The organism is Candidatus Paceibacterota bacterium, from assembly GCA_035452965.1.
Lineage (GTDB): Bacteria > Verrucomicrobiota > Verrucomicrobiia > Limisphaerales > UBA8199 > UBA8199.
This window is the reverse complement of the sequence record DAOTCE010000027.1, coordinates 1-25,853: the sequence shown is the minus strand read 5'-3', so window position 1 is coordinate 25,853 and position 25,853 is coordinate 1. Positions and strand designations below refer to the sequence as shown.

Genomic DNA, 25,853 nt, shown 5'->3' with positions numbered 1-25,853 from the left:
ACGGTGAGACTCCCTTGGTGGCCGGGGGCCGATTCCGGGTATAGTCAAACTAAATCGCCTGGTGTTTGGCCGGGCGGATGAGCGTGGCTCCGCTTGCCGACATCACCTTTGGCCGGACTGCGAGCTGTCCTCGGTGTGCACCGCTGGTGAAGGAGCCGGGAGCGCAGAGAGTACCTGGTTCCTGCTTCGGGTTGGTGGTTGCCGTGAGCCGAGAGCGGCTCGCGGTCCGGTGGCGGTGCCAGGAGGCACGGCAGAGCAGCTTTTGCGGCTTGCCTGCCGGTCGGCGCGCCTTAGAGTGGGCGAATGAGAGCATTGGGTTCATGGCTGAGTTTGTTGGCGGTCGGATTGACGACGGTGTCGGCGCAGGTCACGGTCGAGGTCACGCAGGAGCAGGACCAGTTCCTGCCCGGGGAGGCAATGCCGACCGCCGTGCGCATCACTAACCGTTCCGGCCAGGATTTGCGGCTGGGCGGCGAAGAGGATTGGCTGACTTTCTCGGTGCAGGGAGGGGAGGCTGAAATCGTCCGCAAGCTGGGCGAGGTGCCGGTGGTGGGGGAGTTTGTGCTGGGGTCGTCAAGAGTGGCCACCAAGCGCGTGGACCTGGCGCCTTACTTTTCCCTGACGCGTTCCGGGCGCTACACGGTCAGCGCGACCGTGCGGATCAAACAGTGGAACCGTTCCATCACCAGCGACCCGAGACGCTTCGGCGTTGTCGAAGGCGCCAAGCTGTGGGAGCAGGAGGTCGGGGTGCCCGCGGTCGAAGGCTCCGCTGACCCCGTGCCGGAGGTGCGCAAGTTCATCCTGCAACAGGCCAACTTCCTCAAGTCGCAGCTGCGGCTTTACGTGCGGCTGACCGATGCCGCGGGGGCCAGGACGTTCCGCGTGATTCCCATCGGGCCGATGGTCTCCTTCGGCCGCCCTGTTCCCCAGGTGGACAAGTTCAGCAATCTTCATCTCCTCTACCAGGACGGGGCGCACTCGTTCAACTACACGGTCATCAATCCGCAGGGTGAGGTCATCACGCGCCAGACTTACGATTACTTGGGCATGAGGCCCCGGCTTGAGCCCGACCGGGAGGGCAAGGTTCTGCTCGTTGGTGGAATCCGCCGCCCCGCGCCGAGCGATATTCCTCCGGCTGCCTCGGCAGCCCCGGTCGAGGATGCCCCCGCGGAATCGCCCTCACCGGGCAAGGCGGTTCCACCGGCTCCCTGACTGGTTCCGGAAGGTTATACCGTCACCACGCCGGCGGGTGAGCGCAGGACGAGGATTTTGTCCACAATCGCCTCGAGGGTCGGCAGAACGAAGTCGTGGTGGCCATCGCCCACCCAGGGCGATCGCAGCAGCAACGAGGTGCAGCCGGCCTGCCGGGCGGCTTCGGCATCCTGCCACTTGTCGCTGATGACGAAAGCGTGATCCATGTCGAGGTGATACTTGAAGCCCGCTTCGAGCAGCAGCCCCGGCTTGGGTTTGCGGCACGGGCAACGGTCAACCTCGTCATGCGGACACACCAGGATGTCGTCCAGCGGCAGGGCGCGGCGCAGCGCATCGTGCATCCGGTCCAGCTCGCGGCGCGATTGGTATCCGCGCGACAAGCCGGGCTGGTTGGTGGTGGCGATGAGGAGCAACCCGGCGTTCTTGAGTTTCCGCAGCAGCGGGGCGATTGCCTCGTTGACGCGGAACTCCTCCAGCGTCAGCGGGCTGACCTGCTGCTGCCGTTCCACTCGAACACAGTTTAATACTCCGTCGCGCTCAATAAAGATACCCTGCTTCATGCCCGCGTGAGAGCATAAAGCTCGCCCAATCCGGGCCCTCCACCGAGAAAAGTGATGCTCCCGCTATAACTGTCTCATTCGCAGCCTGACCGTCTCAAAACTGGGGACAGGCGGGCCCCAACCCTGCCTTGGCTCGAATGGCGATGCCAGTTATTCTCAGTATTGAGGGTGGCAGCGAATCAGTCCACCAGGTCCAGGCGCGAGGTCACCCGTTTTTGCATGTCCCGGAGGACCGGCAACGCCCGGGCGAAGGCATGTTGCTCCGTCTGGCCGGCCGACGGCTTCAGTTTGATGCGCACGGCCGCCACCGGATCACCATTCCGGTCTCTCAACGGGAGCACCACAGAGATGTAGTCCTTCTCTTTGCCGTAGTAGGGCGTGCCCTGGTCAATCACGTCCAGCTCGACCTTGCCGCCGGCCTGGCCGACCTCGGTCGCAACCTTGCTGGCCACGAGGAGGGTAGTTTTCGGTTCAAATCCTGTTACGTAGAGCTGCAGGCCGAGCAGCCGCGAGTACTTCTTCACCGTGTCGCGCACCAGCTTCTGCGCGGGCGGTTCATGCGGGGTGTACACCAGCCGGGTGTCGGCAAAGTAACTCACGGAGTCCGACTTAGTCCAGAATCCTATCTTGCCGCTCACGAATGGGTTGACCCGGTCGGTGGCCGTGATCTGTTCCTTGCCGTTGAGCATGCAGCGGATGGAGTTGCCCTTGCACTCGACTGTCAATTCATGCCACACGTTGTTGGGGACTGGCAATTCGGGTCCGACCACCGGTCCGCGCTCGCCGCGCATTACTTTGTAGAAGCGGAGGTTGTTGCCCAGCGAACTGGCGCGAACGACATAGTAGTTGCTCTCATTCTGGACCCGGAACGCGATGCCCGCCATCTGCTCGACTACACCTCGGACGGTTTTGAACCGCGTGGTCAGGGTGAAGTCCCCAACAGTTTCGCTCTCGTTGATCAGCAGCGGGAAATGCTCATCCGTCGGATCTTGAGCGAGTTGCGCCAGCACGGGCTTCCGGGCAATCACCTGCGCTCCGGGTGTGAGGGGCGGCAACAGCGGCGGCACCTCGTCCATGATCACCTGCCAGTTCCCTGGCTTTCCCAATCCGGTTACCGTGCTGCGGAACCCGGGCGGCATCTGGCCTTCGCGCACTTCGCCAAAATCGAACTTGCGTTCCGCCGCTATCGCCGGCAGCGCCAGCAGCGGCAGCGTCCAGAGGAGATGAATTCGCATTTCCCCGCAAGGCTAACAAGACTCCGCCGGGCGACAAGCAATTGTGCCGGTGGCGTTGATCTGCTCCGGATTGGAATATCTGCCGAGGCTAAGACCGGCCGGTCACACCTTCCAGGGCCCCCGTTTGGGGCGGTCCAGCCACCGGTTGGCTTCACGGTCGCCGATGAACCGTTCCTTGACGGGGTCCCAGCGCAAGCGCCGGTGATTCCAGTAGGCCAGGTTGCCCAGGTGGCAGACGGTGACTGAGCGGCAGCCAATCTCCACATCGCAGATCGGGCGCTTGCGGCTGCGCATGCAATCCAGGAAGTCTTTGGTGTGGCTGTAGCTGTTGTAGAGACGAATGGCGCCGGCGCCGAGCGGTTCCTCGGCGAGGGAAGCTGGCGTGGCCTCGAACTTGCCGCGGTTGACCAGGATTTTTCCCTCGGTGCCGATAAACAGCACGCCGCCGCTATTGCCGTGGATCATTTCGACGCCGTTAGCGTAGAGGTAGCGCACGCCCCGGTTTGCCTTGGGGTCCTCGGGAGGGATGATCTCCACGGGTCCGCTCGCGTCCATGCCAAGGCCCCACTGGGCGATGTCGAAGTGGTGCGCGCCCCAGTCGGTCATCATGCCGCCGGAGAATTCGCGGTAATTTCGCCAGTCCGGGAAGTGCGTGTGCACGCCGCGGGGACTCAGGATGGAATTGTAGGGGCGGAGCGCGGCGGGCCCAAGCCATAGGTCCCAGTTCAGGCCCGGCTCCATCGGTTCCTCCGGCAGGTCGCACGGAACCGACGGCGACCCGACGTCCACGATGATCTGTTTGACCTTGCCGATGCGGCCATTGCGCACCAATTCGCAGGCCTTGCGAAACTCGCCTGAGGATCGCTGCATCGAGCCGGTCTGGAAGACACGGCCGAATTTCCTGGCCGCCTTCACCATCTCGCGGGCCTCACGAATGGTCAGGGAGAGCGGTTTCTCGCAATAGACATCCTTGCCGGCTTCGCAGGCAGCGATGGCCATGCCGGCGTGCCAGTGGTCCGGCGCGGCAATCACGACCCCATCAATGTCCTTGCGCGCGAGCAGGTCGCGGAAGTCCTTGTAACCGGTGCAGCCCTGAAAGTCCTTGTTGCCCTTAATGCTGTAGAACTCGTCTACCATCCGGCGGTGGTGGTCGCGGCGGGTGGTGTCCACGTCGCAGACGGCCACAACTTGCGTGTCGGGCATGGCCAGGAAATTGTTCGTCAGGCCGCGCCCTTGGGTGCCCGTGCCAATGACACCCAGTGTAATGCAATCGTTGGGTCCTTTCCGGCCGGAGGCACGGCCAGCGGCCTGAAGCAGGAGCGGGGTGGTGAGGACAGCAGCGGAGGTTGTCTTAAGGAATTGGCGCCGAGTGAGTTTGTCATGCATAACAGCGGAATTGTTTGCTGCATTTGAGGACCCGGCAATAGAATTCTTCAACGGCTGGCCATGGAGGCTAGACGTCATCGCGTTACGGGAAAGGCGACCACTCCGCGCATCCAGGCGCGGCTGATGGTCAAACGACGTGGGCCCTCCGGATCGCTACTGCTTGGGCGGCGCTGAAGTCGGCGGACTTGCCGGGGCGGGGACGGGGAGATTCGTGTTCTCCGCCGGCGGGGCAATTGTAAGGGTGTTGGTGCCAGGGACGGCAGCCGGCTTGGGAGCCGCTGCCGGCGGCTGCGCGGGTGTCGGGGGGGTGACCGAAGTCGGGCTGGCTTTCATCAGCCCCTCCTGGAACGCGCTTGTGGTCCGGGTTTGATAAGCGCGTTGGAGCAGCGAGAGCACCAATGCCAGGATGAAGAAGGCCCCGGCGGCGTACTTGGTGATCTTGGTCAACACATTGCCTGAACCCGCGCCGAAGAGAGCATCCGTTGCGCCACCGCCGAAGGCCAGGCCGACGCCAGCGTCTTTCTTCGGGAGTTGAATCAGCACGAGCAATATCAGCACCACGCAGTCCAGCACCATCACAACCGTCAACAGGCCTATCAGAAAACCCATATTCTCTTTCTAAATTGAATTCTTAATTATATCCGCAAAGCTGCGCGCCTCCAATGAAGCGCCACCCACCAGGGCGCCATCCACGTCCGGCTGGCTCATCAGCTCGCGCGCGTTGGACGGCTTGACACTGCCACCATATTGAATGCGGACGCGGCGGGCAACTGTTTCGTCGAACATTTTGACCAGCAATCCCCGGACAAAAGCATGCGCCTGCTGTGCCTGCGCGGTCGTTGCGGTCTTGCCGGTGCCAATGGCCCAGACTGGCTCATAGGCAACGACGGTTTCTTCCATCTGTTCCCGGGTCAGCCCTGCCAGGCTCCCGCGAACCTGGGTCTCCAGGACTTTCTCCATCTGGCCGGCTTCCCGCTCGGCCAGGGTCTCGCCGATGCACACAATCGGCTTGAGCGATGCCGCGTGGACGGCGGCGGCTTTTCGGGCAATGAGGGCGTCCGATTCCTTCTGGTATTGTCGGCGTTCCGAGTGGCCGAGGATGACGTAACGCACCGAGAACTCCTTGAGCATCACGGCGGCGACTTCCCCGGTGTAAGCGCCAACGTTGTGCTCGCTCATGTTTTGTGCCCCGAGGCGGATACTGGAATCGAGGATGGCTTTCGACACCTCGCTCAACGCGGTGAATGGCGGGCACACGACGGTGTCCACCTCTTTGACGTTGGCCAACTCGATCTTGAGGCCGCGGACCAGGTCGAGCGCTTCGGCCACCGTCTTGTTCATCTTCCAGTTCCCGGCAATAATCAGCTTCCGTTCTTTATTCATAGATTGTCTTGAAAGGGTCTGCCCTTGTGCTGCTTTGCGCTTTAGTGACGATTCACTTGTCGCTCAGCGCGACGACACCGGGCAGGGCCTTGCCCTCGAGGAATTCGAGGCTGGCGCCACCACCGGTGCTCATGAAGGTGACTTTGTCGCCCAGCTTGGCTTTATTTAGCGCTTTTACGCTGTCACCGCCGCCGATGATGCTCTTGGCGCCGCCCTTTTGCGTCACGTCTGCCACGGCCCGGGCGACGGCAAACGTGCCTTCTGCGAAGCGTTTGTCCTCGAACAGGCCCATGGGTCCGTTCCAGAGGATGGTCTTGGCAGTGGCGACCTCGTCGGAGTAGGCTTTTGCCGTGGCCGGGCCTATGTCCAAACCGGCGGCGTCATCCGGACAACTAAGGTTCGTGTTGACGCGCAAGTTCTGGTAATCAATGATGGGCTTGCCCTTCTTGTCCAATTTATCGGTCTTCACCGGCACTGCAACGACATCATCCATCGGCAGCAGGAACTTAACGCCGCGCTGCTTCGCCTTGGCCAGGGCCGACTTGGCGACTTCCGCCTTGTCCGGCTCGACCAGCGATTTGCCCGTCTTGCAGCCTTGCGCCAATCGAAACGTGTAGGCCATCGCCCCGCCAATCAGCAGCGCGTCGGCCTTTTCCAACAACCGGTCAATGACCTCGATCTTGTCCGAGACTTTCGCTCCGCCGAGAATGACGACAAACGGGCGGGCGGGTTTCTCCAACTCCTCGCCCAGGAACTTGAGCTCGCGCTCCATCAGCAGGCCGGCGGCGCACTGGCCCCCGCGCTTGGCGACCAGGCGGGCGACGCCCTCCGTCGAGGCATGGGCGCGGTGCGCCGCGCCGAATGCGTCGTTCACATACACATCCGCCACCTTCGCCAGCTGCTCGCTGAAGTTCGGGTCGTTCGCTTCTTCCGCGTTGTAATAACGGACGTTCTCCAGCAACAGCACGTCGCCGGGCTTCATGATGCTCACTGTTTGTTCGACCTTCGGGCCGATGCAGTCATCCGCGAACGCCACATTGCAGCCGAGCAAATCCGCCAGGCGCGCTGCCACCGGGCGGAGGGACATTGAGGGCTCGCGCTTGCCTTTGGGCCGGCCGAGGTGGGCTGCGAGGATCAGTTTGCCGCCCTTCTGGATGAGCAGTCGGAGTGTCGGCAGGGTTGCCACGATGCGCGTCTCATCCGTGATTACCATCTGGCCGTCCTTTTCCTCCAGCGGCACGTTATAGTCCACGCGCACAAACACGCGTTTGCCGCGCACATCCAGGTCTGTCACAGTCAGCTTTGCCATAAATCTTCGTCTTCCGGATTTGGGGCGCAGAGCATACCCCAGCGGCGGGATGAGTCAAATCCAGATTGTAATCTACCGGGAAGATTCTGCGCTCGTGGGGTGGGCGAGGGGTTTCATCGTCAGCGGGTCGCGCAAAGGCAGCTCGGTCAGCCGGCCGCCGGCCAGATCGGTTAACTTCACCGGGTGATCCGGGTAACCGCGCATGATCTGGTCTTTCTGGCCCACAACGAGAATAACGAGCTTATCCAGCTTCAGGTACTTCTGCGCCACGCGCAGCACGTCGTCCTGGTTGACCGCTTCGATGCGCGAGCGATAGGTCTTCCAGTAGTCCGGCTGCCGGGCAAAGCGTCCGGTGAATTCGTCCTGCGCAAAGGTGTTGGCAGTCTGCGATTTGGTCGAGAAGATGCGGGGGAACCGCTCAACAAATCCGCGCTTCGAGACGTTCAGTTCGCTCTCGGTTACCGGCGCGGCGGCCATTTTCCGTATCTCGTCGAGCACCAGCGATGCGGCGTAGGCGACGGTGCGCGACTTGGACTGGAAGCCCGCCGCAAATGGCAGTGGATAGTAGACACCGCCCTGGAAGCTCGAGTGAGCGTCGTAGGCCAGGCCCTCGTCGGAGCGAACGCGGTTCATGATGCGGGCAGTGAAGCCACCCCCCCCGAGGATGTCGTTCATGACCCCTACCGCGAAGTAGTCCGGGTTGTCACGCAGGATGCCGGGAAGCATCATGGCTACGCGCCCCTGGTTGACGTCCTTCTCGACGAGGTATACCCCGCTGGTGGCGAACGTGGTGTTGGTGGGAATGGGGGGTGGTGTTTGGCCCTTGAATGGCCAATTGGCGAACATTGCCTCGAGCTTCCGCAGCAGTGCTTCGCGATCGAAATCGCCGCTCGCCGCCACAACAAGGTTGGCAGGATGAAACCACTGCTGGTGGAACTTTTCCAGGTCTGCGCGCGTAATCGAGTCCACGGAGGCAGCCGTCGGGTAACGATTCGCCCAGAAGTTCTCACCGAACGCCAGGAAAGACTGCTCGCGTCTTTCGATGGCAGCCGACTCGTCATTCCGCTGCTGCATTCCCTGAAGCATTTGCTGTTTGCGGAGGGCGATCTTGTCGTCCTGAAACCGGGGTGCGCTCAAGGCCTCGCGCAGGATGGCGAGGCCCTCATCCAGGTCTTTTGCGAGCAGGTTCAGGCTCACGCTGCCCACGTTTTCGCCTATGCCCGAACTGAGCTGCGCGGCCAAGAATGCCAGGCGCTCCTCCAGGGCTTCAGCGGTCATTGACTTCGTGCCGCCGCGGGCCAGGAGGTGGCCGGTCAGATCGGCCAAGCCCTCTTTGCCGGCGGGCTCCAGGTACGAGCCGGTGTGGGCGTAAACGACAATATTGACCAACGGCAACTCGCGGTCCGCCACCACATACGCAATCGGGCCGCTTTTTAGCGGGGCGCGAAAGGCTTCTGGCGTCGGCGGCTCATAGACCAGCGGCGGATAGGCGAGCTTTTCCGGCCGGTCGGGGATGGCGGACTGAGCGTGGACCGGAGAAGAGCTGAGGCAGGGAAAGAGAAGGGTCGCACCAATGAAGGCCTGCAAGACTCGAAATCCGAAATCCGAAGGCCGAAGGAAGGCCGAAATCCGAGACCCGGAGAGCCGGGAGGCCTGCCCAACGCGTGATCGTTTCGGATTTCGGGCTTCGGACTTCTTTCGGCCTTCGGGTTTCGGCCTTCGAATTTCCAGCATGGCTTCGGTCATGGTGTCTCCTGGGTAGCTGGCTTCGCGGCGGCCTCGCCCGGCTTGCGGGTGTAAATCGCCACGGCCCGGTTCTCCTTCGTGAAGTACTTGCTGGCTACACGCTGCACGTCAGCAGCCGTTACGGCCTGTATCTTAGGCCCGCCCTCGTTTATCTCCCGCCAATCTCCTTCACCGTCATTGCGAATCAGGTGCATGAGGATCGGGTAGTTGGACGATAGCCGGCGATACTCTGCGGCGGCGAAATTGTTCTTCACCTTCTGCAACTCCTCCGGCGGCACGGCCTCCGTCTTCAACTTCTCGATATGGCTGTAAATGCCCTGCTCGACTTCCTCCGGCTTACTCCCTTCTTTTGCCTCGCCGCCCGCATTAAAGTAACCTTCCCACTTCATAGATGCTTGCTGCGCCCACACTTCGGTGGCGATTGCGCTGCCCAGCACCAGTCCCTTGTAAAGCCGCCCGGTGCGTGTGGACAAAAGCTCACTGAGTATGGACAACGCATACGAGTCGCGATGCCGAAACGGCACTGTATGCCAGAGGATGTCCACCTGCGGGTTGGTTTCGGCTTCGGCATACATGCGCTTCTCGGCCAGCTGTTTTACTTCCAGTGTCACCACATCCGGTGGAGTGCGGGGGCCGCGCGGGATCCGCTCGAAGTATCTGCGGACCAGCGCCTCCGCGTTCGCCGGGGCGAAATCACCGACCAGTAGGAGCGTGATGTTCTGCGGGCAATAATAGGTTGAGTAGAATTCGTCCGCTTGCGCCTTGGAAATGGCCGGGATGTCGGAAGGCCAGCCTATAACCGGCCAGGCGTAGGGGGAGGAGTCCCAGAACATAGCGTTAAACGCTTCCTGGAACTTACCCAGCGGCGTGGACTCCGTGCGCATGCGCCGTTCTTCGAATACCACGTCCCGCTCGGCATAGAACTCGCGGAACACCGGGCGCAGCAGGCGTTCGGATTCCATCCATGCCCACAGCTCGAGCTTGTTGGCGGGCACGGTGATGAAATAAGCCGTCATGTCTTCCGACGTAAACGCGTTCATGCCCGACCCGCCCGCCCCGCTGTAAATGCGGTCGAACTCATTCTTGACCAGGATCTCGCGCTGTTCCGCGATGAGCTGGTTGAACTCCTTGTGCAGCTCGCGGTAGCGCGGGGTCTGGTTCTCGGGTTGGAGCAGATCGTCAATCTGGCCGAGGCGGTATTCAGCGCGCATCTTCCGTTCCTCCTGCCGCATTAGATCGCGAACGCGCTCCTGCGCCGCGATGATTTCCAGGTCCCGCTTGTAGTTCGTGGTGCCAATGGTCCTCGTCCCCTTGAACATCATGTGCTCGAAAAGGTGGGTGATGCCGGTTATTCCCAAGCGCTCGTTCGAGCTCCCGACATGTGCCACCCACCCACCCGCTACGGCTGGCTCATCGTGCCGTTCCACCAGCAAAAGCCGCATCCCGTTCGCGAGGTTCTTTTCCACGACCGGAACCTTCTGCGCCGGCAGCGGCAGCGTCCACTGGAGGAGAAAAAGCAGTATAATCCATCGCCGCTCGCGTCGGATACGCGTGATAGCCTGCCAGGCAAGTTCAAGGTGTTCCATGCTCGTTTGACCAAACTAAGCCGGACCCGTGCAACTGCCAAATAGAAATCGGCGCTGACTTTCTGCTGTCGTTATGGGGCCCGGCGCGTATAATCGAAGGGAGCTTTGCTGCATGAAGATGCTTGTATCAATGGCACGATTGTTGGTAGCGGTTTCTGCGGCCCTGTTAATGGATGGGACCGCGTTCGCCCAAATTCCCGCCGCCGGCTCGCCGGCCGGCATCAACGCGGCGTTCGTGAAGCTGTTCGGAGCGGTTACTACGTTCACGGCCAGGGCCGAAGCCCGGGTAATAGACCGGTCGCAGCAGGAGACGGTGCGGATGCCTATGGATTGGGCCGCCCTGGATGGCAAAGTCCGCCTGGAAATCAACCTTGAACAAATGACGAATAAGGACCTGCCTCCCGGCACGGTCGCCAGCTTGAAGCAGTCGGGCATGGCCCGCATCGTCAGCCTGTTCCGGCCTGATCAGAAAGCCACGTATGTCGTTTATCCCGGGGTTCAGTCTTACCAGAACGTACCGCTGGCCCCGGGCGAAGTGGAGGCAGCCCAGAAGGGATTGAAGCTGGAGAAAAGCGCGCTGGGTAAGGAGACCATTGAGGGGCACGCCTGTGTGAAGAACAAGGTTGTGGTCAAGGGCGAGAAAGGGGCAGTTCTTGAGGCAATCACCTGGAACGCGGCTGATCTGAAGGATTTCCCGATGCAAATCGAGATGAAGGAAAAGCAAACCACAGTCCGCCTGCGCTTCAGCCAGGTCCAGTTCGCCCGACCCGACGCCAAGCAATTCGATCTGCCGGCCAACTACGGCCTGATGAAGTGAGGATCATCAACCTCAACCCGGACACGGACATCGGGGCGTCGTCCTGGTTCGTTGATCTGGAAGGGCACCGACTGCTGCTGGACACCGGCACGCATCCCCGGCGCGAGGGTCACGCGGCGCTGCCGCGGTATGATCTGATCAAGCGGGAGGAATTGGATGCGATTGCCATTTCGCACTGCCATCACGATCATGTGGGGTCGCTGCCCGTGGCCGAGCGTTATTTCCCGCAGGCCCATATTCTCATGACCGAGCTCAGCTACTTCCTTGTGGAGCGCGTGCTTCACAACTCGGTCAACGTCATGAAGCGGCAGCGGGAGGAGTTGGGCCTTAAGGAATACCCGCTCTTCAGCCACGACGAGGTGGACGAGTTGGCCCCGCGCATCCAGGGCTTCAAGTACAACCGCGAGGTAGATTGGGCCGCGTTTCGGAAGACCCGCGCGGGGTTTGTCTCGCCGATCCTGGAATTCTATGACGCCGGCCACACGCTCGGCTCCGCCGGCATCATGGTCCGCGGCCGAAAAGAGACATTGTTCTACACCGGCGACGTCTGTTTTCACGACCAGACCATCTTGCGGGGCGCCCGGTTCGAGGATGTGAGAGCCGACGTGCTCATCATGGAAACGACGCGCGGCAACCGCGCGCCTCAGCCTGGTTTCTCGCGCGGCGCGGAAGTCGAGCGACTCAGCCAGGCCATCGAGCGCGTCCTCCGCCGAAGAGGCTCCATTCTCATTCCCGCCTTCGCCATGGGCCGCACGCAGGAAATCCTCGCGCTGTTGGCCCTGATGACGCGCGAAGGAAAACTCAGGCCGCAGCCGATCTACATCGGCGGGCTTGGCCGGGTTTTTACCGAAATCTACGACCTGGAAGCGCACCGCACGCACCGGCAATATCCCAATCTGCAGTTGCACGACGCGCTGAACCTGGTCGTGCTGGACCGGGAGCAGGTGGACAACATGAAGCTGGCCGGGGGCCGGATCTTTGTTGTCACCGCCGGTATGATGAGCGAGCACACCGCTTCGCACAATTTGGCGCTCCGGATGCTCGAAGACGAGAAGCACGCCATCTTCTTCGTCGGCTACGCCGACCCGGAAACGCCGGGCGGCCGCTTGAAGATTGCCAGGCTGGGCGAGGAATTTCTCCTCAGCCCCAGCGCGGGCAGGATGAAGCGGATGTGCGAAATGGAGGACTTCGACCTTACCGCCCATTCCAACCGCGAGGACTTGCTGGAATTTGTCAGCGAGGTTGAGCCGCGCCTGGTGCTGCTCAGCCACGGCGAAGACGACTCCCGCCAGTGGTTCGCCGACCAAATCCGCGCGCGCCACCCCAAGATAAAGATCATCCAGCCCCAACCAGGCGAGGTGGTGGAGGCGTAGCCGCCGCCCGGATGGACCTCTCAACCGCGTGCCGATTTTCTCGAATTCCAAATGCGGAGCTTGACAAGCTGTTTCCAAGTGCGTAAACGGCATAGTCAGTCTTGGCAAACAATGTCAGGTGCCGTGCGCATGAATAAGTTGTCCGTACCTTCCGTGATTCCAACCCCTCAATCCATGAAATCCAGTCACCCCCTCCACGCCTGTAATTGCAGTTGTTGTGCCGCCGCAAATCTGCCCGGCAACCTCGGCGCCTTGAACCGCCGTGATTTCCTCTTCCGCGTCGGCACGGCGGCCGCGGGCGGACTGGCGTTTTCCGCCTTGGACGTTTTGGGGGCCGATCCGGCGCTGGCTCTACCCGCGCGCGGACCGCTTCCGCAGCAGCCGCTCAAGGTGCAGCCGGTGTTGACTTACGCCTTGCCCCAAAGGCGAGAGCACACCAGTTGGCGTTCCTGGGGCGGCATCCAGAAGGAAGCGGATGTCGCTGCTGAGAAGGCGCGTATCACCGGTGAGCTTGCCAAACTCAAGGCCAAAGCGGACTTCCCGGTGGAGATTCTGCCGCTGGCGGCGGTGATCAATTCCAACGAGGCCGCCGCTGCCGCGCAAGGCGATTATGACGCCATGCTCGTCTATGCAGCCGGCGGCGGGCGCGACATCCTGCAGAGGCTCATCTCCCCGCAGAAGTTCAATCTGATGTTCCTTCGCCACGAGTCCGGTCCGGTGTACTTGTGGTATGAAATCGCGCATCCCCATTTTCTCCGCAAGGCCGTGGACGAGTTTGATCAGACCGGCTTGGATGTGGCCGACGTTGTGGTGGACAACTGCGACGAACTGCTCTGGCGCTGCCGGGCCTTGCACGGATTGAAGAATACGCTGGGCAAGCGCATCGTCGCTATCGGCGGTGCCGGCGGCTGGGGCGCCGGCGGCAGGAAGGCGCCGGAGATTGCCCGCAACCTCTGGAAGCTCGACATCGTGGACTGCAGCTACAAAGACCTCGAACCGCGCCTCAAAGCCGCCCGGCAAGACCCAGCGCTGGTCAGACGCTGCGATGCCGCCGCGAGCCGTTACCTGGCCCAAGCGCGCGTCTCGCTTCATACCGCCCGCCCTTTCGTCAATCGAGCTTTCGTGCTGACCGAGGTGATGAAAGACCTGATGGACGAAGCGCACACGGACGCCATCACCGTTCATCATTGCATGGGGACAATCATGGGGATCTCGGAAACGACGGCCTGTATGCCATTGAGCTTCTTAAATGACGAAGGCTACCTCGCCTTCTGCGAATCAGACTTCGTGGTCATTCCCTCCGGCATCCTGCTGCATTACATCTCCGGCAAGCCGGTCTTCCTCAACGACCCGACCTTCCCGCATGAAAATGTCGTCACGCTGGCCCACTGCACGGCCCCCCGCAAAATGGACGGTCGGCGGGCCGAGCGGGTCAAGATTCTCACCCATTTCGAGTCCGATTACGGCGCCGCGCCCAAAGTGGAGATGAAGCTGGGCCAGGTTTGCACCAACCTCGTGCCTGACTTCGATTGCAAGAAATGGGTCGGCTTCGCGGGCAAGATCGTCGGCAACCCGTTCCTCGATATCTGTCGCTCGCAGATCGAGGTGCAGGTGCTCGGTGACGGCCAGGCGCTCCTCCAGCACATGAAGGGATTCCACTGGATGATGTCCTACGGCAACTACATGCGGGAAACCGGCTACGCCCTCAAGAAGCTCAACGTGGACTTGCGCGACGTGAGCGCCGTTTAAGCAGGGCGCCGACAGATAGCCGTCTCGTTAGAAGACTCGCCGGTGCAGTTATCCCCGGAAGTAGAGGTAGGCGCCCAGGATGCACAGCAAGATGAAGGTGGAGGCCGCCACCTCCTGCCAACTCCAACTGGCCCGGGTGCGGGCGCGGTCTTCATCCGTCGCGGTGCCGAAAGTGAGGCTCCGGATCTGCGCGTATTGCGGAGCCGGGGTCGCGTAGCTCACGATGACCATTACCAGCGCGGAGAACAGTGTGATGATGATGCTGAAGTACTGGAAGTTGATGTTGTTGATGACCCACAGGAACGTTCCCTCGGCGTAGCCGTGCTCGAAACCCTTGAGCTTCATCGTCACGGGCGTGTCCACCAGCATGCGGAACAGGCCCAGAACAAACCCCGCGACCATGGCATAGAGACAGCCTTTGGCGTTTAGCCGCTTCCAGAACACACCGAAGAAGAAGACAACGAAGATGGGCGGCGCCAGGTAGCCTTGCACCTGCTGCAGGTAGTCATACAGGCTGTGCGCGCCCTGGACGACCGGAATCCACAGCATCGCGATGATGACCATCACCGTGGTGGCGATGCGGCCGGTGCGGACGATCTGGTGCTGGGTGGCTTTGGGTTTCCACTTCTCGTAGAGGTCAACTGTGAAGAGCGTGGAGCAGGCATTGAACACGCCGGCGAGCGAGCCCATCAGCGCGGAGAGGAGCCCGGCGACGACAATGCCGCGCAGGCCCGGAGGCAGCAGGTGTTTAACCATCAGGGGGAAGGCCTTCTGGGCGTCGAAGTTGGCGGCGAGTTCCGGCACATTGCCGCTCTTGACCAGCGCAAAGCAGATGAGGCCCGGGATAATGAAGAGATAGACGGGGAAGAGCTTGAGAAATGCGGCGAAGATGCAGCCGCGCCGGGCGGTCGCCTCGTTCGGGGCGCCCAATGCGCGCTGAACGATGTATTGGTCGGTGCACCAGTACCAAAGGCCGATGACCGGGGCGCAGATCGCCATGCCCAGCCAGGGGTAGTGCTGGTTGAAGTACCAAGCCTGTTTGACCAGCTGGCCGGAGGCGTCTTTCTCCATCACCGGCGCCCACGTGGCCGCGACGCCGGGGGGCGTCAGCGGTTTCCAGAGGTTGAACATGTCCGAGCCGCAGAGCTCGCGCAGCTCGCTCCAGCCGCCGAGCTTGACCAGCCCATAAATGGTCAGGAGGGCCGAGCCGCAGATGAGAACGACGACCTGAACGGCGTCGTTGTAAGCCACGGCGCGCATGCCGCCCAGCGCGGTGTAGAGGCCCGTCAGCCCGATGACCGCCACGGAGCCAATCCAAAAGCTGTTGATCTCAATGCCGCCGAGGTTCAGGTGGATTTCCGGCAGCAGCGTCGAGAAGACGACGCCGCCGGCGAAGATGCCCACCGCGATCTTCGACACGATGAACGTGATGAGCGAGACAATGGACAGGACGTAGCGCGAGCCAGTGCTGAAGCGGCGTTCGAGGAACTCCGGCATGGTGAAGACCAGTGAACGGGCGTAGAACGGCACGAACACCCACGCCAGCATCAGCAGGCACCAGGCGTGCAACTCGTAATGAGCCATCGCCACACCGTCTTTGGCGCCTGAACCGGCCAGGCCGACGATATGCTCCGAGCCGATGTTCGAAGCGAAAATAGAGGCGCCGATGACCCACCACCCCAGGTTGCGACCCGCGAGGAAGTAATCCGCCGCCGTATCCTTGGCGCGGCGGACCACCCACCAGGCGACGCACAAGAGGATGCCAAAGTAGAAAGCAATGGCCAGCCAGTCCAGGGCTGTCAGGGTGGGACCGCTGGCGCTCAGTGGGGTTGGATGCATGCGAGGGTGGTGATGGGGGTTAAGATCGAGGGGGGCAGAGGCAGAGAGTGCGGGCTCACCCCGAGACCTCGCGGAATTTCGAGGCACACAGCAGGTGGCGTGGCCAAGCGGTTAGGTTTGGCCATAGGTGGCATTGGCTCCGTGCTTGCGGAGGAAGTGTTTGGCGAGCAGGGCCGGCGGCATGGGTTTGGTCTTCGGGTTGATGCGCAGGGTCTCGGCCGCCAGCCGGGCAATGAACTCCAGCACCTCAGCGTTATGGACCGCCTCGACCGCGTTCCTGCCCCAGGCAAACGGGCCGTGCCTGGCCACCAGCACGGCGAGGTGCTGCAGCGGGTCGAGCTTCTTGAACCGCTCGACGATCACGTGGCCCGTGTTGGCCTCGTAATCGGATTGCAATTCAGCGGGCGTGAGCATGCGTGTGCAGGGCACGCTGCCGTAGCAGTAATCGGCCTGTGTCGTGCCGTAAGGCGGCAGGGCTCTCCCGGCCTGGGCCCAGGCGGTGGCGTAGAGGCTGTGCGTGTGCGCGATGCCACCGAGTCGCGGGAACGCGCGGTAGAGCACCAGGTGGGTTGCGGTGTCCGAGCTTGGTTTGAGCCGGCCCTCGAGGACTCCGCCGCTCCGGAGCGCGACTACCACCATGTGCCGGGGAGTCAGGTCGTCATAGGACACGCCCGACGGCTTGATGACCACCAGCCCGCGCCGGCGATCTATCCCGCTGACGTTGCCCCAGGTGTGAGTTACAAGGCCCGCTCTGACGAGATCCTGGTTTGCCCGGCAGACATCCTTCTTGAGTTGCTCCAGCATGCGCTAACCAGCGAAACCGCGGTGCAAGCCGTAATAGGCCTCGTTCCACCTGAGCTCCTGCCTGAACCGGCGCAACCGGGTGTCGGCGTCAATCACCACCAGCTCGATGCCCGCCATGCCGGCGAAGTCTTCGATCATTTCCGTGGTGACCGCCTGGCTGAAGCCGGTGTGGTGCGCGCCGCCGGCGTGAATCCATGCCGCGGCGGCAGTCGGGAGGTCGGGCTTGGGCATCCACACTGCGCGGGCAACGGGAAGTTTGGGCAGCGGCTTGTCCGGGGGAACCAGCTCCACTTCGTTCACCAGCAAGCGAAAGCGGTTGCCCAGGTCAATGATGGACGCGTTGAGCCCCGGTCCGGCGGGTGTGTCGAAGACCAGTCGCACCGGGTCGGCCTTGCCGCCGATGCCGAGCGGATGCACTTCGAGCGAGGGGCGGCCTTTGGCAATGCTCGGGCAGATTTCCAGCATGTGCGCGCCCAGTACCAGGCTGCGTTTCGGGTCAAGGTGGTAGGTGTAATCCTCCATGAAAGACGTGCCGCCTCTAAGGCCCGCGGCCATGACCTTCATGGCGCGCACCAGCGCGCAGGTCTTCCAGTCGCCTTCGGGGCCAAAACCGCAGCCGTCGGCCATCAGCCGCTGCACGGCCAGGCCGGGCAATTGGGCAAGCCCGTGCAGCGCTTCGAAGCAGTCTGTGAAGCCCTTGAAGTCGCCGGCGCCCAGGAACGCGCGCAGGCCCAGCTCGATGCGCGCCGCGTCGCGCAAGGATTGCCGCTGCGCCCCGTTCTTGCGGAGCCGGGGAGCCACTGTGTAGAGGCTCTCGTATTCGGCGATGAGGCGGTCCACCTCCCGGTCCGTTGCCGCGTTGACGCATTTGACGAGGTCGCCCACCTCGTAGCCGTTGACCGAGTAGCCGAACTGCACCTGGGCGGCGACCTTGTCGCCTTCGGTTACGGCGACCTCGCGCATGTTATTGCCAAAGCGGCAGAACTTCGCCCCCTGCCAGTCGTGCCATGCTGCCGCGGCGCGGCACCAGGCGCCGATGCGCCGCTGCACGGCCGCGTCCTGCCAGTAGCCGGCCACCACCTTCCGCTCCAGGCGCAGGCGGCTCATGATGAAGCCGTGCTCGCGGTCGCCGTGCGCCGCCTGGTTAAGGTTCATGAAGTCCATGTCAATGGACGACCAGGGAATCTCGCGGTTGTGCTGGGTATGCAGGTGCAGCAGGGGCTTGCGCAGCGCTTTGAGGCCGTTGATCCACATCTTCGACGGGGAGAAGGTGTGGCACCATGTCATCAGGCCGATGCAGTGGGGACTGGCATTGACGGCCTGGCATAAGGCGGTGGCTTCCGCCGGTGTCTTCACCACCGGCCGGACTACCACCCGGACGGGGATGGATGCCGCGGTGTCAAACACCCGGCCGATTTGCGCCGAGTTCGCCGCGACCTTCTTCAGCGCCTCGGCCCCGTACAGGTTCTGGCTGCCTGCGACGAACCAGACCTCGAATTGCTTCAGATCAATCGTGGCCACAGTGCCCGTGTTCGGGTGCTGCCCTACTTCTGCACCGAGAACTTATAGACAATGGTATGCTGGTAAGTTTGGTCGGGCGTGAGCACCACGGACGGGAAATTCGGCTGGTTGGGCGAGTCGGGGAAATGCTGCGGCTCCATGCAGAAGCCGTTCCGGAACTTGTAGGCCCAGCCGCCCTTGCCCACGTTCTTGCCGTCCAGGAAGTTGCCCGAGTAGAACTGCAGTCCCGGCTCGGTGGACCAGACTTCCATGACCCGGCCGCTGGTTGGCTCGGAGACCCGCGCCATGAGGGTGAGCTGGCCCGGCGTCTTGTTGATGACCCAGTTGTGGTCGTAGCCGCCGCCGAACTTGAGCTGCTCGTCAGCCTGGCCGATGCGCGCGCCGATGGTGGCAGGCGTGCGAAAATCGAAGGGAGTGCCGTCCACGGGCTTCAATTCGCCCGTCGGGATCAGGGTGCTGTCCACCGGTGTGAACTTGTCGGCCGGGATCATCACCACGTGGTTGAGGATGTCGCCTTTGCCGGCGAGGTTAAAATACGAGTGCTCGGTGAGGTTCACGACCGTGTCCTTGTCCGTATGGGCGGTGAACTCAAGTCTCAGCGTGTTATCGCTGGTCAGGGTATAAATCGCGGTGACGGTCAGGTTGCCGGGGTAGCCTTCCTCGCCATCCGGGCTCAGGTATCTAAGCTCCAGCGACGGCCCTGCGGGACTGGCCAGGATCCGGGGTTCCCAAACCACCTTGTCAAAGCCTTTGAGACCGCCGTGCAGGCTGTTGGGGCCGTTGTTGACCGCCAGACTGTATTCTTTTCCTTTCAGCGTGAATTTGCCTTTGGCAATCCGGTTTCCGTAGCGTCCGATCAGCGCGCCAAAATAAGGGCTGTCCTTGATGTAATCCTCGAGCTTGTCGTAGCCGAGAACGATGTCCCCGAGCTGGCCTGATCGGTCGGGCACCTTGAGGAAGATGAGCAAGCCGCCGTAGTTGCAAATGCCGGCCTCCATGCCGTTGTTGTTGCGCAGCGTAAAGAGGCTCACGGGGACGCCGTCCTTCGTCTGGCCGAAGGGCTGCTGGGAGATTTGGCCCTTGGAGGGGCCGTGCTTCGTGAGGTCAGCACAGCCGAGGAGCGCCGCCGCGCCCAGACTGGCCGTAAGGAGGGCAAACCATTGATAGTTGGTCTTCATAGTTTTATGTCTGTCGTAGTTCACTTCCGCGCCCGGGTGCGGATCTCAATCAACTGCTTCATCACGCGATACAGGTTCCCGGTTGCCTGTTTTGTTCCGAACGCATCGTGCACTTTCCGGTAGAGGGAATAAAGCTCTTTGTAAACAGCATGGGCGGCCGGGTGGGGCTGGAACACCCGCGATTTCAGGCCCGTCATCGCCTTTTGTGCCTCGGCGTAATTGGTGTGGCCGCCCGCCGCTTTGCCGGCCACCACCGCCCCGGCTATGGCGGCGCCCAGCGCGCAGGTCTGCGCCGAACGGCTGATCTTGAAAGGCCGGCCGGTCACATCCGCATAGATCTGCATCACCAGCGGGTTTTTCTCGGCAATGCCGCCGCAGTTGACGATCTGCCCGACCCGCTGCCCGTATTCCTCGAGCCGGTTGATGATGGTCAGCGCGCCGAACGCCGTTGCCTCGATAAGCGCGCGGTAAATCTCGGCCGGCGTGGTGTAGAGCGTCTGCCCGAGCAGCAGACCCGTCAGCCGCTGGTCCACCAGCACCGTGCGGTTGCCGTGGTTCCAATCCAACGCCAGCAAACCCGACTCGCCGGGCGCCAGCCTGGCCGCCGCCGCGCTGAGCGCCTCATGCGAACCGGCCTTCCTGCCGCACGGCTGGATATAGTTCACGAACCAGTTGTAAATGTCGCCTACGGCCGATTGGCCCGCCTCCAGACCGTAATATCCCGGCAGGATGCTGCCCGGGACAATGCCGCATAGTCCGGGGATGTCCGCGAGCTTACTGCCCAGCGGCACGACCAGCATATCGCACGAACTGGTGCCGATGATCTGCACCATGGCGCCTGGTGCAATCCCGGACCCGACGGCGCCCAAGTGGGCGTCCATCGCCCCGACGGCCACGGGCAGGCCCGCGGGCAAGCCGGTGCGTTCGGCCCACTCGGCCGTCAGCCCGCCCGCCTTGCAGTCAATGGTGCGGGCCTTCGACGGGAGCCGGGACCGCAACTGGCCCAGCTTCGGGTCCAGTTGCGACAGGAATTCAGCGTCCGGGTAACCGCCCCAGGCGTTGTTGTACATGCCCTTGTGGCCGGCGGCGCACACGCCGATGGTCAGTTGGTCGGGCGCCTCGGTGCCGGTGAGCATTGCGGGCACCCAATCGGCGCATTCCACCCAGAGATGCGCGGCGTCGAACACCTTGGGGCTCGTGCGCAGACAATGAAGAATCTTGCTGAAGAACCACTCGCTGGAGTAGGTGCCGCCATACTTGGCCAGATACTGCGGCCGCATCTTGCGCGCCAATGCGGTGATCTCTCCCGCCTCGGCCACCCCGGTGTGGTCCTTCCACAGCCAGGCCATCGCCGCGGGGTCTTTGGCAAAGCGGCGGTCGAAGGCCAGCGGCCGGCCGTTGCGGTCCACCGGAATCGGTGTGCTGCCCGTGGTATCCACTCCAATGCCGATAATCTGGTCCGGCGCGAATCCCCGCACCGAGCGCCTGGCGAGCGCGAGCGCCTTCTTGATGGTGATCTGCGCACCGGTGACGTAGTCCACGGGATTCTGCCGCGCCAGGTTCGGGTCGCGCGACAGGATGACTCCCTGCGAGCCGTGCTCGAAGTTCCAGACAGCGGACGCCACCTCGCGTCCGTTGGCGACGTTGACGATCAGGGTGCGGACCGAGTTGGTCCCGTAATCGAGGCCGATGCTGTACTGGGTAGCGCTCATGGCCCTTCTAAATAGCGGGCGCCGCTCTGCCGGGCAAGGGGAATAGGTTTGACCGCAGAGAACGCAAAGGGCATGGAGTGTTATTGGCCTCTTCATCTCTGCATTCTTTGGGTTCTCTGTGGTCAAATCGAAAGCGACACCGTCTGCTGTTCGTGGCTTGGCCGGCCTGCGGTTGTCATTTGCGCTGAACGCGGCTAGGCTTTGCACTTCTGAGCGCCCAACCACATCTCAGGCGTCTGGTGCGGTCAGGCCGCGCCTTTTGCGCGGTCACGCTTTTGTTTGGTGCCGCCGCCGCGGGGAATGCCCCGGCGGCGGATTGGGTGCGGGCGGGCCTGAACACGAATCAGCCGATGTGGGGTGTGCGCGGTGGATTGCTCTGGGCGATTCCGCCCGGGGGATTTCGGGGGTCGGGCGGTCCTCGCGGGCTGATTCGTGTGGGTTATCCCATTGCCACCAACGGCGGCTACGAGTTGGTTAACTTCATCGCGGTCGAGCCGATTGTGGAGGACCGGCGGGGCTTCAGTGAACTTGAGCCGAGCGCGCTGGATCGCACCCGCGGCAAACGGCTTTGGGCCGTGAGTTCCACCAACCTCGCTCCCGAGAGCGTGCAACCGGCCCTGGAGCCGGGCAGGGTCACCCGGCCCGCGCCCGGCATCGAGCAGCTCGAGGTTGCCGTGCGCGTCGAGCCGTTCGACAACGGCGCCCGCGTGCGCCTGGTCGTCACGCAGCGCAGTGACTCGCCCGATGAAGTCCAGCTCGCCGTTCACACTGAGCCCGACAGCGCGCCGCTGCGGTACTGCATCCTCACCGCCACCATGGGCAATCTGGCTCGCACCCGGCTCCTTTGGCTCAAGGACGAAGTCGTCAGCAGCCTGGAGCTTTACCCGGACCACAGAGGGCAGGGCTTCGCCCCGCATCGTATTTACTCGCTCGATCGGCTCGTGCGCACGCGCTCAGGTGATGCGCTGGTGGCCGTAACCACCGATGAGGATAACCCCGCCTCGGTCTATCCTTTTCCGGGCCGGCGGGCGTGGTATTACGGCGGCAGCAAGGTCACGCAGTATTGGAAGAAGCCGCGCGGCACTGCCCGCGACGATTTGCACGCGGCCGTCAACGCGCGTTACACCTACTGGCAGTCGCGACGCCCCATACCGGGCGGCGTGGCCTTCGAGAACTTCGAGTTGCGCGAGCGTTTCCACGAAGGCCAAGCCTTCGCCTTCGGCATAACGCGCAAGGCCCCGGGGCAACTTTGCGCCAGGCCGTAGGTTCGGCAACCGCTCCTGTGGCGGCTCGCGACCGCGCGTGGACTAGCCGGGCGAGCGCCCGGATGCAGCGATGCGGTGCACCCCCTCGATCAGGCGATCAAGCTCCTGCTCGGTTGTATAGCTCGCGCAGCCGGCGCGCATCAGCCCGTCGCGCGTGTGCCCCAGCCGCTGCACCACGGTAGTGGCGTAGAAATTGCCGTTGGAGGCGAATACTCCCTCCCGCGCCAGCGCCCGCGCGACCTCCGCGGAGGGGATCCCGGCGACGGCGAAGGAGACTGTCGGCGTGCGGGGCCGTCCCGGCGGGGGGCCGTAGCATTGCACGCCGGGGATCGCTGACAAGCCGCCCCAGAGCCGGGCGAGCAGCACGTCGCCGCGCGCGTGGAGGGCCGTCATGGCGCGCACGAGTCTTTCGCGCCGGGTCGCCCCCGGGGCGAGTGAAGCGATAAATTCCACCGCCGCGCCGCTGCCGACAATGCCCTCATGATTCTGCGTTCCCGTCTCCATGCGGTCAGGGATGGTATCCGGTGCCGGATCGAGCTTGGGCACATCGAGCGCCGCCATGACGTCGGCCCGGCCGTAGAGCACGCCGGCATGGGGGCCGTAAAACTTGTAGGGCGAGCAGACCAGGAAATCGCATTCCAACGCTTTCACATCAATGACCTGGTGTGCCGCGTAATGGACCGCATCAACGCAGCAGAGCGCGCCGTGCTTGTGGGCCAGTCGCGCCGCATCGCAAACCGGGGAGACGGTCCCGAGCGCGTTGGAGGCGGCTCCGATGGCCACCAGACGCGTCTTGTCCGTTACCGTCCGCTCGAACTCGTCCCAGATGAGTTCCCCCGTCGCCACGTGGAACGGGACGGAGCGGATGGTTACGCCGCGCTCCCTGGCCAGCGCGCGCCACGGGGCGACGTTGGCCTGGTGGTCGAGCTCGGTCACGACCACCTCATCGCCCGGTCCCCACTGGCGCCCCAGCGCCCGCGAGAGATGAAAGGTGATGGTGGTCATGTTATTGCCGAACGCGACCTCGCTCGGCGAGGCGTTGAAGAAGTCGGCCAGGGCCTGGCGGGCTGAGGCGATGGCGGCGTCGGTCTCGGCGCTGGTCGGATAGCTCCAGTGCGTGTTGGCATTGTGATGGAGCAGGTAGTCGGTCATCGCCTCAACCACCATCCGCGGCACCTGGGTGCCGCCGGGGCCGTCAAAGTAGGCGACGGGATTCCCGTTGTGACGCCGCGCGAGCGCGGGGAACTGGCCCCGGATCGCCTCAATGGACGCCAGTGCATGGCCCGAGTTTGCCGGTTGCGTAGGCTGGTTTTTCGGTGAATCGCAATGCATGTTTTTCCAGCAGTTGAAGCTCGAACAGTGGCTGTCCGCCCGGCCTTGACGCAAGGGAAATCACCTTCAGGAGCGGAGCGCGTTATGCGCGCTCCGATCCCGCCCCTCGGGCATGCCAATCTCCGCATGGTCAAATCAAATCGCTTCGAAATTGATGTTCATGTGGCACTTGGCGTGCTCCGGTGGGACGACCGGGGAAGCGGAGGGGCCGTCCTTTTCATGAAAACGGTGTAAGTCATTGTGCCGAAGGTACTTACGCTGGATTTAGAGGGTTTGGAGGGCCCGTTTGCATAAGTAGTTTGGCATCAATGGGTTACGCAGTTGAACCTACGGTGTGGATATGGTGTGGATACGGTGAGGATACGGCGGGAGTCCCTTGTGCGCCGGGGTCTGATTCAGGGCATGGTCAAACTAAATCGCCAGGTCTGAAGTCGCGCAATTGCTGGTTTCAAATGCCAGAGGGTTCTGCTGCGGGCATTGCACTTCCGATGGAGCTTTATTCCCAGGCCAGCACGTTGTTCCATCAATACCAGCGAAGGACCGGCTTTCTTGCTGTGGGTTGCCGGGAAGCAGGCGGTTTCGGCCGAGCGCCGCCAGCGGCGCGGCGGTGCCCGGGCTTAAGCGGGCAGGGCGTTCGGAGGGCTCCCATCGAGGTAGGCCCACTGGCGATAATATTCGTATTGCTTCTTGGAGGAGCAGCGTTGTTCCAGCGCGGCCATCTCTTCGCGGGTGAGCGGCTTGAAGCTGGAGGCGATCCGCGCGTTGGTCCGGAGCCACTCCATGGTGTCAATGCCTGAGACGACGGTGGCAACGGGCAAGCTGAGCGCGTAGCGCAGGCATTCCTCGGCGGTGACCAGGCCGTCCTTGATGGGTTTGGCATTGCCCCCGAGCGTCTTCATCGCGAGCGGGGCCAGGCCCTGCTTGCGGGCTTCGGGCAGAACGAGCCGCTGGAAGCCATTGTCGTCAGCGTCAAATACCGACAAGGGCATTTGCACGGAATCGAAGGGGTACTTGTGCGCCAGCACGCGCAGATGGACCTTTGGATTGGCGTGGCCAGTGAAGCCGCAGTAGCGGATCTTGCCTTGCTTCTTCGCCTGCTCGATGGCCCCCAGCACGCCGTCCGGGATGAATATGGAATCGGCCTCCGCGTCGGTCAGGATCTGGTGCACCTGCCATAGGTCCAGGTGGTCGGTCTTCAGCCGCCGCAGTGAGTCCTCCAGCATCGCGAGGGCCTTGTCCTTGGATTCCTGTCCCGGGTTATGGGTGCAGACCTTGGTCATCAGGAACACCTTGTCACGCTTCCCTTGCAGGGCTGTCCCCATCCATTCCTCGGCGCGCCCTTTGGAGTACTCCCAGGCATTGTCGAGGAAGGTGATCCCCATATCGAGCGCGGCATGGACGATGCGGGTGGCTTCCTGGACGCTACCCGCCCTGACCAGCGTGGCCCCGCCCAGAGCGAGCGACGACACCAGCTCCTCGTGGCGTCCGAACTTGCGCTTCGGCACAGGCCCGATGGCCGGAGCGGCAGCGGCGAGAGTCGCCGGGGCATTGCCGGCGAAGACCGCCCCCGCGCTGGCGGCGCTGACTGTCTTCAGAAATTTGCGACGGCGCTGTATTCCAAAAGAGTTCGACATAGCGGCCCAACTATAGCCTATGAACGCCGCATGGCAAAACCGGGTGGGAGGCCGCGCCGGCTTTCCTGGCCGCAGGCGCTGGAATCGCGCCGCCATTTGAGCGGGCACAGGAATGGCAATCCTCGCGCGGGTCCTCTGCGAGGCCTCCTGGGAAAAGTGGTCGGGGCGGTGAGATTCGAACTCACGACCTCTTGTACCCGAAACAAGCGCGC

Annotated in this window: 20 protein-coding genes; 5 read left to right on the top strand and 15 right to left on the bottom strand. The window is 62.9% G+C overall.

The features are described 5' to 3' along the window. Nucleotides 1-303 precede the first annotated feature (303 nt). On the top strand, nucleotides 304-1,212 hold the full coding sequence (locus tag P5205_16965) for a hypothetical protein (protein ID HSA12055.1): 909 nt from the start codon (nucleotides 304-306) through the stop codon (nucleotides 1,210-1,212). 14 nt (nucleotides 1,213-1,226) lie between these two features. Here P5205_16965 and P5205_16960 read toward each other — a convergent pair whose 3' ends face one another. The 8 genes from P5205_16960 to P5205_16925 all read right to left on the bottom strand — a co-directional run bounded on the left by P5205_16960 (nucleotide 1,227) and on the right by P5205_16925 (nucleotide 10,417). Continuing rightward, nucleotides 1,227-1,772 carry an HAD-IIIA family hydrolase gene (locus tag P5205_16960; GenBank protein ID HSA12054.1) on the bottom strand — a complete coding sequence of 182 codons (546 nt, stop codon included), beginning with the start codon at nucleotides 1,770-1,772 and terminating at the stop codon, nucleotides 1,227-1,229. A gap of 179 nt (nucleotides 1,773-1,951) precedes the next feature. Further along, nucleotides 1,952-3,007, bottom strand: a complete 1,056-nt coding sequence (locus P5205_16955) for a DUF1080 domain-containing protein (GenBank protein HSA12053.1) — start codon at nucleotides 3,005-3,007, stop codon at nucleotides 1,952-1,954. Between the two features lie 102 nt (nucleotides 3,008-3,109). Continuing rightward, nucleotides 3,110-4,393, bottom strand: coding sequence for a Gfo/Idh/MocA family oxidoreductase (locus P5205_16950; protein ID HSA12052.1), 1,284 nt, complete (start codon nucleotides 4,391-4,393; stop codon nucleotides 3,110-3,112). A gap of 153 nt (nucleotides 4,394-4,546) precedes the next feature. After that, nucleotides 4,547-5,002, bottom strand: coding sequence for a preprotein translocase subunit SecG (secG, locus tag P5205_16945; protein HSA12051.1), 456 nt, complete (start codon nucleotides 5,000-5,002; stop codon nucleotides 4,547-4,549). A 9-nt stretch (nucleotides 5,003-5,011) separates the two neighbouring features. Beyond that, nucleotides 5,012-5,776: a triose-phosphate isomerase gene (gene tpiA / locus P5205_16940; protein ID HSA12050.1), complete on the bottom strand. Its 765-nt coding sequence runs from the start codon at nucleotides 5,774-5,776 to the stop codon at nucleotides 5,012-5,014. A gap of 52 nt (nucleotides 5,777-5,828) precedes the next feature. Continuing rightward, a complete protein-coding gene (locus P5205_16935) occupies nucleotides 5,829-7,085 on the bottom strand; it encodes a phosphoglycerate kinase (GenBank protein HSA12049.1) in 1,257 nt (418 codons plus the stop codon). A gap of 72 nt (nucleotides 7,086-7,157) precedes the next feature. Further along, nucleotides 7,158-8,672, bottom strand: coding sequence for a pitrilysin family protein (locus P5205_16930; protein HSA12048.1), 1,515 nt, complete (start codon nucleotides 8,670-8,672; stop codon nucleotides 7,158-7,160). A gap of 155 nt (nucleotides 8,673-8,827) precedes the next feature. Further along, nucleotides 8,828-10,417 carry a pitrilysin family protein gene (locus tag P5205_16925; GenBank protein HSA12047.1) on the bottom strand — a complete coding sequence of 530 codons (1,590 nt, stop codon included), beginning with the start codon at nucleotides 10,415-10,417 and terminating at the stop codon, nucleotides 8,828-8,830. A 130-nt stretch (nucleotides 10,418-10,547) separates the two neighbouring features. On the opposite strand from P5205_16925, the gene P5205_16920 reads away from it, so the two are divergent. The 3 genes from P5205_16920 to P5205_16910 all read left to right on the top strand — a co-directional run bounded on the left by P5205_16920 (nucleotide 10,548) and on the right by P5205_16910 (nucleotide 14,356). Next, nucleotides 10,548-11,234, top strand: a complete 687-nt coding sequence (locus tag P5205_16920) for a hypothetical protein (GenBank protein ID HSA12046.1) — start codon at nucleotides 10,548-10,550, stop codon at nucleotides 11,232-11,234. Further along, nucleotides 11,231-12,607, top strand: a complete 1,377-nt coding sequence (locus P5205_16915) for an MBL fold metallo-hydrolase (GenBank protein HSA12045.1) — start codon at nucleotides 11,231-11,233, stop codon at nucleotides 12,605-12,607. The genes P5205_16920 and P5205_16915 overlap by 4 nt, the downstream gene beginning before the upstream one ends. Nucleotides 12,608-12,781: 174 nt before the next feature. Continuing rightward, complete coding sequence (locus P5205_16910) at nucleotides 12,782-14,356, top strand: sugar isomerase (GenBank protein ID HSA12044.1); 1,575 nt, start codon at nucleotides 12,782-12,784, stop codon at nucleotides 14,354-14,356. 48 nt (nucleotides 14,357-14,404) lie between these two features. On the opposite strand, the gene P5205_16905 is transcribed toward P5205_16910, so the two are convergent. The 5 genes from P5205_16905 to P5205_16885 form a co-directional block, all read right to left on the bottom strand. Next, on the bottom strand, nucleotides 14,405-16,195 hold the full coding sequence (locus tag P5205_16905; protein ID HSA12043.1) for a sodium:solute symporter: 1,791 nt from the start codon (nucleotides 16,193-16,195) through the stop codon (nucleotides 14,405-14,407). A 111-nt stretch (nucleotides 16,196-16,306) separates the two neighbouring features. Then, on the bottom strand, nucleotides 16,307-16,999 hold the full coding sequence (gene araD / locus P5205_16900) for an L-ribulose-5-phosphate 4-epimerase AraD (GenBank protein ID HSA12042.1): 693 nt from the start codon (nucleotides 16,997-16,999) through the stop codon (nucleotides 16,307-16,309). A gap of 3 nt (nucleotides 17,000-17,002) precedes the next feature. After that, on the bottom strand, nucleotides 17,003-18,520 hold the full coding sequence (araA, locus tag P5205_16895) for an L-arabinose isomerase (protein ID HSA12041.1): 1,518 nt from the start codon (nucleotides 18,518-18,520) through the stop codon (nucleotides 17,003-17,005). 23 nt (nucleotides 18,521-18,543) lie between these two features. Then, nucleotides 18,544-19,698, bottom strand: coding sequence for an aldose epimerase family protein (locus P5205_16890; protein ID HSA12040.1), 1,155 nt, complete (start codon nucleotides 19,696-19,698; stop codon nucleotides 18,544-18,546). 20 nt (nucleotides 19,699-19,718) lie between these two features. Next, entirely contained in the window at nucleotides 19,719-21,410 is a 1,692-nt protein-coding gene (locus P5205_16885) for a ribulokinase (protein ID HSA12039.1), read from the bottom strand. Nucleotides 21,411-21,685: 275 nt separating this feature from the next. Here P5205_16885 and P5205_16880 point away from each other — a divergent pair, with 275 nt between their 5' ends. Next, nucleotides 21,686-22,675 (top strand): hypothetical protein, encoded by a 990-nt coding sequence (locus tag P5205_16880; GenBank protein ID HSA12038.1) that lies wholly within the window; start codon nucleotides 21,686-21,688, stop codon nucleotides 22,673-22,675. Nucleotides 22,676-22,717: 42 nt separating this feature from the next. Here P5205_16880 and P5205_16875 read toward each other — a convergent pair whose 3' ends face one another. Further along, nucleotides 22,718-24,007, bottom strand: coding sequence for a cysteine desulfurase-like protein (locus tag P5205_16875; GenBank protein HSA12037.1), 1,290 nt, complete (start codon nucleotides 24,005-24,007; stop codon nucleotides 22,718-22,720). A 617-nt stretch (nucleotides 24,008-24,624) separates the two neighbouring features. Next, nucleotides 24,625-25,641, bottom strand: coding sequence for an aldo/keto reductase (locus P5205_16870; protein HSA12036.1), 1,017 nt, complete (start codon nucleotides 25,639-25,641; stop codon nucleotides 24,625-24,627). Between the last annotated feature and the right edge of the window lie 212 nt (nucleotides 25,642-25,853).